This is a genomic window from uncultured Sphingomonas sp. (assembly GCF_964250165.1).
Lineage (GTDB): Bacteria > Pseudomonadota > Alphaproteobacteria > Sphingomonadales > Sphingomonadaceae > Sphingomonas.
The window spans coordinates 1-8,357 of the sequence record NZ_CAXUEK010000094.1 but is presented as its reverse complement, the minus strand read 5'-3'; the positions used below and the strand labels follow the sequence as shown (position 1 = coordinate 8,357).

Below are 8,357 nucleotides of genomic sequence, written 5' to 3'. Positions count from 1 at the left end.
CGCAATGCGACTGGAACGGGATGTCCTTGAGCAGCACGATCTCGTCATAGCCGCCCACCTCGTCGAAGGTGCGGCTGAGATGGTGCGCCGGATCCTCGAGATAGCCCCGGCAATATTCCTTCCACGCGCGCGCGACACGTCCGGGCGTGTCGAGCAGCCCCTCGCGCGCGGGATCGTCGCCCGCCCAGCGGATCAGCGTGCGGATCGCGTCGGCCACGTCATCGGGCACGCGCGGCGCGGCCGGCGACGGCGCGGGATCGGTGGTTCCGGTCATGGCGGCGTGTTAGGCTCGGGCGCGGCGGCGGGCAACCGGGCGGAGAGGCGGGGCGCATGGCGGGGAAATGGTTCGGCGAGTGGCAGCTGGGCGAGCGGATCGAGCATCCGATCCGCCGCACGGTGACCGAGACCGACAATCTGCTCTTCTCCACGATGACGCACAATCCGCAGCCGCTGCACCTCGATGCCGAGGCCGCGCGTGCATCCGAGTTCGGCCGGATCCTGGTCAACGGCACCTTCACCTTCGCGCTGATGGTCGGCATCTCGGTGGGCGAGACCACGCTTGGCGTGCTCGTCGCCAATCTCGGCTACGACAAAGTGGTGATGCCCAGCCCCGTGTTCATCGGCGACACGCTGCGCGTCGCGAGCGAGGTGGCGGCGCTCAGGCCGAGCGGATCGCGCCCCGGCGCGGGCATCGTCACCTTCGCGCACACCGCGACCAACCAGCGCGACGAGACGGTGTGCTCGTGCCTGCGCATGGCGCTGATCGGCGGGGGCGGATGATGCGGCTGCGCTCTTTGCTGTTCGTGCCGGGCGATCGGCCCGAGCGGATGGAGAAGGCGCTTGGGGCTGGCGCCGACGCGCTGATCCTCGACCTCGAGGATTCGGTGGCCCCCGCGCGCAAGGCCGAGGCGCGCGCGGCGGTGGCGGCGTTCCTGCGCGGCGCGGCGCGGGGGCCGGCGCTGCTGGTGCGGATCAACCCGCTCGGCGGGGGCCTGGCCGAAGACGATCTGGCGGCGATCCTGCCCGCGCGCCCCGACGGCATCGTGCTGCCCAAGGCCGAGGGCGCGGCGAGCGTGCGCGCGCTGGCGGCGCACACCGATCTGCCGATTCTGCCGATCGCGACCGAGACCCCCGCGGCGATCTTCGCGCTCGGCTCCTATGGCGAGGTCGGCGCGCGGCTGCTCGGGCTGACCTGGGGGGCGGAGGACCTGCCCGCCGCGATCGGCGCCACCGCCGCGCGCGAGGCAGACGGGCGCTATACCCCTCCCATCGAGACCGCGCGCGCGCTCGCCTTGTTCGCGGCGCACGCGGCGGGGGTGGCGGCGATCGAGACGGTCTTCCCCGCCTTCCGCGACGCCGCCGGCCTGGCCGCTTATGCCGCGCGCGGGCGGCGGGACGGCTTTTCGGGAATGATGGCGATCCACCCCGATCAGGTGGCGGTGATCAACCGCGCCTTCACCCCCACCGACACCGAGGTGGCGCACGCCCGCGCGGTGGTCGACGCGTTCGCCGCCGCGCCCGACGCGGGCGTGCTGTCGATCGACGGGCGCATGGTAGACGCGCCGCACCTCGCGCAGGCGCGCCGCGTGCTGGCGCTGGTCTAGCCGCCGCGCGCGGCCGAAGTCGGTCCGCTCGGCCGCCGACGATCGATCAGACGCGCAACGCCCCGCGCCGCCGGCGCGCGCGCAGCATTCCGCCGATGATGCCGAAGCCGCCGACCATCATCGCCCACGACGCCGGCTCAGGCACCGCATCGGCCGGCGCGTAGGTGTAGGTCAGCGTCAGGCTGTCCGACAGGAAGGCGGACGGGCTCGACACGCTGCTGAACCCCGGGACGGGATCGATCAGGCCCGACATGGCGTAGCTCTGCGATCCTGACGCCAGCAACGTGCCGGATCCGACGAAGTTGGGGATCAGCGACGGATCGATCTGATAATGATCCTGCCATACGATGTCGGGAAGGACGTAATCGCCGGGCATTGCGCGTATGGAGCCGGTCACCGTTTTGGGCTCGGTGGAGGTGAAGGTCGCGCCTCCCAGCGGACTTCCGATGCTCGACGGCATCAGGGTGACCGCGTTCCGCAGATTATCAACGGTATAGTTCAACGTGTATCGGGTGGAGCCTGGGCCGATATAGTTGGTGGAGACGCCGATGCGCGTGGTATATTGTACGTCTAGGCTGACGTTGGTCAATGCTCCGAGCAGCGGGTCGAAGCCGTTGAAGGTGCCGATGACGATCCCGCCGTGCGGGGCACTCGATGCCAGAGTGGTTTGAACGATCGTCGCGGCGTGTGCGCACGAGGCGCCCATTGCGAACGCCGAACATGAAAGGCCGAACAACAGCGTCCTCATCGCATGTCCCCACTAACGAATCGGCAGGCGATCCCTTGCTAAGGCCTTGGCTAAAGCTAAAAAGTTAGCCCATTCTGAACGGACCCCGTCCGAAGGCTCCCATTTCGCCACAACGTCGCGCTTTGATCTGCGTTCCGGCGATCGACGGCATCGACCGGCGCGGCATCGCGTGCGGTCTCGCGAGGGTCTTCAGGATGAAGATTGGTGGACAGGGCTGGATTCGAACCAGCGTACGCTTTCACGGGCAGATTTACAGTCTGCTGCCTTTAACCACTCGGCCACCTGTCCAGCGGCGCGCCGCGGAGCGGCGTCCATGGCGAAGCACCACGGGGCTGTCAACGTGGCGCGCGAAGCCGTTGACCCGCGCCGCCCGCCAACGGCATGGGCGGCGAACCAAGGGAGTATGGCTCAATGGCAGGGCGGTAGCCTTCCAAGCTGCCGGAACTGACCGATTTGCGCAGCTGCCGGTGTAAAATCCGCTAAGTACCTGCCTTTCAAGTCAATAGCTTAGCAGCGACCTGTAAAAACCCCGTGGTTTGCGGTTAGGGCAGCCGCGCGTGACCGTGCGCTACACTTCCGTCGGTGCTGGGCGGCAACCCGGCACCCCGCTCGCCTCTCAGGCTGGCGTACGTGTCTCTATTTCATTGAAGCACCGGCCGGAGCGGGAGAATAGCCGGCATGAACAATAGGCTGGAGCCAACATTTCCTTGATGAATGTCGGCTCCAGCCTACAAATCTCTGGTCGGCGGGATTGCAGCCCGACCGAGGAACCGAAAGGAAAACGCCAACATTCGGCATATCCATTCGGTTGATCTGGAGAAGATCAGCGTAGCGATCTGGCTCTTCTTCTAACCTACGGGACCGGGAATCGCCATGAGAAGCGGACCGGCTCCAGCTGCATAACTAATCTCAGGAGCCCCATCATGCAAGGCTTAGAACTTCGAGCGCTGCGAAAAGCGGCAGGTATGACCCAAGCCACTCGGCGCGGAGCTGGAGCTGACGCTCGGCTTCATCGGCGAGATGGAGCGCGACGAGAAGGCGATCGACAAGCGGACGGCGATCAGCGTGCGCGCGATCGTTTGCACGAATGGACTTGAGCGCTGCTCCGCCGAAATCGATCGCCTCGACCAAGCGGAACCGCAAGCGAGCGCAGAGGTTCGGCGGGGTGTGTTCGATCCGCTCCTTCTCACATTTGAGCATGATCGCCGGCACTTTCAGGACGAACTCGCGCGGCTGGCTGGCGCTGCATCGGCCGGCGCACCAGCCTCGCGCAGCTCGTAGCCCCAGCCATAGACGCACTGGATCGATACGCCGGCCGGAAGCTTTTGGCGGATGAGGGTGATGTGCACCTTATGAACCGGCGTCTCGGCCACGTCGGACAGCGCCTCCAGCGCGCGGTGGCTTATGCGCCCGAAGCGGATCAGCAGCGTCAGGATGCGGTGGTGCATCGGCCAGAGGCGAAGCGGCGCGCCGTCGTAGAAGATCTGCGGGGGATCGGTCTGCACGACCCAGCGCCCGCGCGTCACCGTCTTCTCCGACGGCGCGCCACAATGGGGGCAGCTCATCGCGGGAGGCCCGCCGGCGGCCGCCAGAACTGCCACCACGGGCGCGGTCGTGCGGCGGCGGCCGCCTTCGCGCAGGTGCCGAGGATGCCGCGCACGCCCGCCTTGTCGGCATTGGCCTTGTCGAGCTGCCCGGTCTGGCGATCGCCGAACGCGATCCAGCCGCCCGCGCTGCTATCGCTGGGGAGTGCCGCTCCCGGCGTCGGCTCCAGCAGACCCGCCGCGTCCACCATCTCCCCGCAGGGCAAGGCAGCCTGGGTCAGCGCGATAGGCGCCGCGCATGCAGAGAGCAAAGCGGCCGGCGCGATCGAGAGCAGGATCGAGCGCCATGGCGGCGCCCGGCGCGGACTGGATGGCATGGGCGTTCCCTTCGGTGATGCGGTCGATCGCGACGTGCTGCTGGTCGACCTGGATGCGCAGCTTGAGCGCGTCCTGCGCGGCGCCGGAGGTGGCGGTCGCGGTCGCCGCCTGGACGCGCGCGGTGGCGGCGGCGACGTGTGCCGCGCGCGGGCGGCCGATCAGCCACCAGCCGGCGAAGGCGACCAGCGCCAGCGCGAGCGCGGCAAGGATGGCGTGGACCGCCAGCTTGGCGCCGCGCAGCCCCGGCACCGCCGTCTCGACCACCCTCCCGGCTGCACTGAGCGCGCTCATCGCGTCACCGCGTCGATCGCCTGCTCGGCCGCCTTGCGCCCGGTCGCCGACGCGCCGAACTCGAACGTGACGACCGCGCCGCCCCAGCCGAGCACGATGCCCAGCGCGATCATCAGCGGCTCCTTGTTGCTCTCCGGCACGCGCACGAAGAACAGGCCGGCGATGATCAGCAGGCCGCCAAGCACCGCGATCATGCCCAGCGTCGCGCGGTAGAGCGAGCCGATTGCGGGCGGCGGATCGGCGGCCGCCGGCGCGTGGGTATCAGCCATGACGGATGTGCTCCTGTTCGCGAATGAAGTGGACGTCGGGCGGCTGCGCGCGCGGCGGCGGCGGCGCGTCGGGCGCGGCGGCGCATCTGCCGTTAACCATCAATTTCCATTCCCAAGCGCGCGCACGTCTGTCATGAGCGTGGCGCCCGGTGGTGGGGGCTCTGGGCGGCGACCCGTGGCGCATAGGCTAACGCAGCGGGCCGTCTTTTACGCGGGATCATGCGACGATCTCGAACTCGCGCTCGCCGCTCGTCCAGATCTGCTCCCGCACCGCGCGCGCCAGGATGATGCATCCGTGCGATGCCGCGCCCGGATGCGCGATGCTGTCGCCGTGGATGCGGAAGTCGCCCCGCCCGAACGTGTTCGTGCCCGGCTCGGGCTGGAGCGCCAGCGTATAGGGGCCGGTATTCCCGCTGTGATAAGGCCCGCCGACGATGCGCCAGCGCCCTTCGGGGATCGGCCCGACGCCCTTGGCCCCTTCCATGGCGGGATTGTTCTTGCCGAGCTTGAGCCCACTATAGCCGCGCGCGACGATGCCGCCGGCGCGCCACAGCTCGCCGGCGGCCTGTTTCCAGGTCCACATGGGGTCGGTTCTCCGGTTGAATAGGTGAACGGGGTTTGCGGTCGATCAGGGCCGGCGTTCCGTTCGTTCCGAACGCAGCCGGGTGACGGCCCTCACATCGCCTGCACGAGCGGCGCGAACACGCCCGCGATTTCGCGGTAGCCGCTGGCGCCCGCATGTCCGCTCGGGTGCAGCCCGTCGCCCGACCAATAGGTGCCGTAGGGGGCGGAGGCCGGGCATGCGCCGTCGACGCCGACATTGGCGTTGAGGTCGGTGCGCGCGAGTGCCGTCACCAGGCCGGCGTTGGCCGCCCAATAGGAATTGTACGCCGCGCGCTTGCCGGACGCGTAGAGTGTCGGATTGACCCCCTGCGAGAAGGTGACCGAGGTTCCCCAGCAGACCTTCGACCACCCCGCCGCGACGCGCGCATTCACATAGCTGGTGCTGTTCGTCGCGGTGTTCTCGCCCAGGTTTTCCGAATTGTACCATTCGAGCCCGGCGAGCTTGACCGTCTTGCCGGGAAACGCGCCGAGCAACGGGTCCACGTCGTTGCCCCCGCGGGCGATCATCTGCGTGAGCGAGCAGCCGAACACGCCGAGGTTGAAGTACGCGCCATAAGGCAGGCTCATCGCGGCGGCGGCGATGCTCGGATAGCTATATTCCTCCGCGTCGGCGTTCGCGCCCTGTGTCGAGCTGTCCCCGTCGGCGACGAAGATGAACGGCGCCGAGGCGTAGAAATACGGCTGGCCGTATTGGTCGCACGCCCACTTCGCGAACTGGACGGCCTCGGCGGGTGTCAATTCGCGATTGTAGATCACGAACTCGAACGCTTCGAACGCGCCGCAATAGCCGCCCGCGAGGTTGGAGGCGCCGCCGAGGCCGAGGTCGGCGCTGCTCGCCGGGCCGGCGCTGGAGCGGCTGGCGGCGACGCACCCGCCGTTCACCCAGATGCGCTCCAAGCCCGCGACGAGCCCGGTCCGTCCCGTGGTGGAGGTCACGCCCGACGTGAACAGCCCGCTGCCGAGCGGCGCGGAGGGCACGGCAAGCGCGTTGCCGACCCCGTCGAAGCGGCCGATCCGCGATCCGTTGCCGTACAGGAGCAGGCGATTGTCCGCGGTCTGCGAGGCGGAGAGCAGCATGCCGTTGGCGGTCGCGGACAAGGCCTGGCCGACGATCATGATCGTGTAGTTCTGGCTCTTGAGCGCGGCGTCGTAGGCCGTTCCGGAAGCAACGGCGACCAGCGCCTGCGCGCCCGAGAATTGCACGCTCGGCTTGCCGTTCAATCGGTTGGTGCGGTATTTCGGCTGGCCGCCCGTGCCGGCCTGCGTGGCGACCACGCCGTTGATGAGGTCGGTCCAGCTGGTGAGCGGGCTATTGTCCGGCTGCGCCGGGATGCTGCTCGCCGAGAAGCGTGCAACCATGGCACCTGTCGCGGGCAGCGCCGTCGCCGCCGCCGACACAGTCTCGGCAACCGGCAGCGTCGCATTGGCGCCCGCCGCATCGGTCGCGCGCAGCACGTAGGAGAAGCTGCCGGCCGCCGAATAGGTACCGGTGACGGCAAGGCCGGCAAGCGATCGGCCGGCGGGCAGCGCGCCGGACACGAGCGTCAGCGCGTAGGGCGCGGTCCCCCCGGAGATCGCCGGCGCGAACAAGGCGGCCGATCCGACCGCCGCCGACACGGGCGCTCCCGCGATCAGGAGCGGGCGATCGGGCTGGCCGCCGATCCGGAGCGCGCCGTCGAGATAGCGCGCCATCAGTTCGGCACCCGCGTCAGCGTGGCCGCGCACCCGGCGGTGCCGCTCAGCACCACCCGCACCTGCGCCTTGCCGCCGATGGTGATGCCGGTCGGCGCCGCGCCGTCGGCGGCGGTCTTGGTCAGCGACGTGATCCAGGTCGCGCCGTCGGGCCCGAGCCGCTGGAGCTGGAGGCTGCCATAGGCCGAGCAGGCCTGGTCGAGGATATAGTCGCCCCCGAACACCGTCGCGGCGGGGCTCGCGACGTTGCCCGATGCGAGCTGGAAGCCTTCCTGGGGGGAACCGCACGGGATCAGCGCGCCGGCGCCGTTCGATCCCCCCGACCAGGCGACGCACGCCTGCTCGGGCGCGAACCCGGCGGGCGCGGCCGAGACGATGGCGTGCTGCGCGAATGCCGGCGCGCACGAACGCAGCGCGAGCGCCAGAGCGGCGCCCGCGCGAAGCAGGTTCTTCATCATGGTCTCCTGGGAGAGGGTGGACGGGATCAGCCAGCGCGAAGGCTGGACGCGTTTGCGGGCATCGGCCACCGCGTGCGCCGCGTTCGCGTCAGGAAGCGTTTAAAATGGGTAGCCGGCTCCGCGCCGAGGGAGGGGCGCTCGGGCAGCATTGGGCGATGTCGAGACGCTGTTCCTAGCGTCCGATGTATCGACAGTGGATCATTCCACTCATCCTGAGGCGGGGCCGAGCTTGTCGAAGCCCTGTCTCGAAGGGCGAACGTCCGCGACGCTACACGCCCGGCATCGCATGCCCGCAAGGTCGCACCAAAGAAAAGGGGCCGGCCCTTTCAGGCCGACCCCCAACTCTTCGAAGATCGTACGGATTACTGGCCGGAGCCAGGTCCGTAGGTGATCTCCACGCGGCGGTTCTGCGGCTCGCGCACACCGTCGGCGGTCTGCACCAGCAGGTGCGTCTCGCCAAAGGCCTGCGTGGTGATCGAGCCGCCCGGGACACCCTTGCCCGAGAGGTACGACTTCACCGCGTCGGCGCGCCGCTGCGACAGGCCGACATTGTAGCTCGCCGAACCCGAGGTGTCGGTATAGCCGGCCAGCATGACCTGCGCCTGACCCGTCGTGCTGTAGGCCTGCGCCGCATTGTCGAGGATCGACGCGGCTTCAGGCGTGATATCCGCCTTGTTCCAGTCGAAGAACACGATGAACGGCCCGGGCGTCGCTGCCGGCGGAGGCGGCGGCGGCGGCGGCGGCGGGGG

The 8,357-nt window shown here is 69.1% G+C and carries 13 protein-coding genes and 1 tRNA gene; 2 read left to right on the top strand and 12 right to left on the bottom strand.

The annotated features are described in order from the left end of the window. Nucleotides 1-274: GTP cyclohydrolase I (locus tag ACFE64_RS14065; protein ID WP_375393085.1), on the bottom strand; the 274-nt coding region annotated here is incomplete at its 3' end. Between the two features lie 56 nt (nt 275-330). Here ACFE64_RS14065 and ACFE64_RS14060 point away from each other — a divergent pair. Together ACFE64_RS14060 and ACFE64_RS14055 are read left to right on the top strand one after the other, a co-directional pair. After that, nucleotides 331-780 carry a MaoC family dehydratase gene (locus ACFE64_RS14060; RefSeq protein ID WP_375393084.1) on the top strand — a complete coding sequence of 150 codons (450 nt, stop codon included), beginning with the start codon at nt 331-333 and terminating at the stop codon, nt 778-780. Continuing rightward, a complete protein-coding gene (locus tag ACFE64_RS14055; protein WP_375393083.1) occupies nt 780-1,604 on the top strand; it encodes an HpcH/HpaI aldolase/citrate lyase family protein in 825 nt (274 codons plus the stop codon). The genes ACFE64_RS14060 and ACFE64_RS14055 overlap by 1 nt, the downstream gene beginning before the upstream one ends. Nucleotides 1,605-1,650: 46 nt before the next feature. Here the strand turns inward: ACFE64_RS14055 and ACFE64_RS14050 are convergent, their stop codons facing one another. The 11 genes from ACFE64_RS14050 to ACFE64_RS14000 all read right to left on the bottom strand — a co-directional run. After that, complete coding sequence (locus ACFE64_RS14050) at nt 1,651-2,352, bottom strand: PEPxxWA-CTERM sorting domain-containing protein (protein WP_375393082.1); 702 nt, start codon at nt 2,350-2,352, stop codon at nt 1,651-1,653. Nucleotides 2,353-2,554: 202 nt separating this feature from the next. Then, a tRNA-Tyr gene (locus ACFE64_RS14045) sits at nt 2,555-2,640 on the bottom strand. A gap of 633 nt (nt 2,641-3,273) precedes the next feature. After that, on the bottom strand, nt 3,274-3,564 hold the full coding sequence (locus tag ACFE64_RS14040; RefSeq protein ID WP_375393081.1) for a hypothetical protein: 291 nt from the start codon (nt 3,562-3,564) through the stop codon (nt 3,274-3,276). A 2-nt stretch (nt 3,565-3,566) separates the two neighbouring features. Further along, complete coding sequence (locus tag ACFE64_RS14035; RefSeq protein WP_375393080.1) at nt 3,567-3,917, bottom strand: helix-turn-helix domain-containing protein; 351 nt, start codon at nt 3,915-3,917, stop codon at nt 3,567-3,569. Beyond that, complete coding sequence (locus tag ACFE64_RS14030) at nt 3,914-4,144, bottom strand: hypothetical protein (protein ID WP_375393079.1); 231 nt, start codon at nt 4,142-4,144, stop codon at nt 3,914-3,916. Before ACFE64_RS14030 ends, ACFE64_RS14035 begins: the two co-directional genes overlap by 4 nt. Continuing rightward, nucleotides 4,089-4,565 carry a hypothetical protein gene (locus tag ACFE64_RS14025; RefSeq protein WP_375393078.1) on the bottom strand — a complete coding sequence of 159 codons (477 nt, stop codon included), beginning with the start codon at nt 4,563-4,565 and terminating at the stop codon, nt 4,089-4,091. Before ACFE64_RS14025 ends, ACFE64_RS14030 begins: the two co-directional genes overlap by 56 nt. After that, entirely contained in the window at nt 4,562-4,834 is a 273-nt protein-coding gene (locus ACFE64_RS14020) for a hypothetical protein (RefSeq protein WP_375393077.1), read from the bottom strand. Before ACFE64_RS14020 ends, ACFE64_RS14025 begins: the two co-directional genes overlap by 4 nt. 217 nt (nt 4,835-5,051) lie before the next feature. Further along, a complete protein-coding gene (locus ACFE64_RS14015; protein ID WP_375393076.1) occupies nt 5,052-5,417 on the bottom strand; it encodes a tlde1 domain-containing protein in 366 nt (121 codons plus the stop codon). A 92-nt stretch (nt 5,418-5,509) separates the two neighbouring features. Beyond that, nucleotides 5,510-7,150, bottom strand: a complete 1,641-nt coding sequence (locus tag ACFE64_RS14010) for a putative Ig domain-containing protein (protein WP_375393075.1) — start codon at nt 7,148-7,150, stop codon at nt 5,510-5,512. Beyond that, nucleotides 7,150-7,605, bottom strand: coding sequence for a hypothetical protein (locus ACFE64_RS14005; protein ID WP_375393074.1), 456 nt, complete (start codon nt 7,603-7,605; stop codon nt 7,150-7,152). The genes ACFE64_RS14010 and ACFE64_RS14005 overlap by 1 nt, the downstream gene beginning before the upstream one ends. Before the next feature lie 365 nt (nt 7,606-7,970). Next, nucleotides 7,971-8,357: OmpA family protein (locus tag ACFE64_RS14000; protein ID WP_375393073.1), on the bottom strand; the 387-nt coding region annotated here is incomplete at its 5' end.

Bases quoted from the DNA above. Each gene is read 5' to 3' on its own strand.
- ACFE64_RS14060 (WP_375393084.1), top strand. From the start codon at position 331: ATGGCGGGGAAATGGTTCGGCGAGTGGCAGCTGGGCGAGCGGATCGAG.
- ACFE64_RS14055 (WP_375393083.1), top strand. From the start codon at position 780: ATGCGGCTGCGCTCTTTGCTGTTCGTGCCGGGCGATCGGCCCGAGCGG.
- ACFE64_RS14050 (WP_375393082.1), bottom strand. From the start codon at position 2,352: ATGAGGACGCTGTTGTTCGGCCTTTCATGTTCGGCGTTCGCAATGGGC.
- ACFE64_RS14035 (WP_375393080.1), bottom strand. From the start codon at position 3,917: ATGAGCTGCCCCCATTGTGGCGCGCCGTCGGAGAAGACGGTGACGCGC.
- ACFE64_RS14025 (WP_375393078.1), bottom strand. From the start codon at position 4,565: ATGAGCGCGCTCAGTGCAGCCGGGAGGGTGGTCGAGACGGCGGTGCCG.
- ACFE64_RS14020 (WP_375393077.1), bottom strand. From the start codon at position 4,834: ATGGCTGATACCCACGCGCCGGCGGCCGCCGATCCGCCGCCCGCAATC.
- ACFE64_RS14015 (WP_375393076.1), bottom strand. From the start codon at position 5,417: ATGTGGACCTGGAAACAGGCCGCCGGCGAGCTGTGGCGCGCCGGCGGC.
- ACFE64_RS14010 (WP_375393075.1), bottom strand. From the start codon at position 7,150: ATGGCGCGCTATCTCGACGGCGCGCTCCGGATCGGCGGCCAGCCCGAT.
- ACFE64_RS14005 (WP_375393074.1), bottom strand. From the start codon at position 7,605: ATGAAGAACCTGCTTCGCGCGGGCGCCGCTCTGGCGCTCGCGCTGCGT.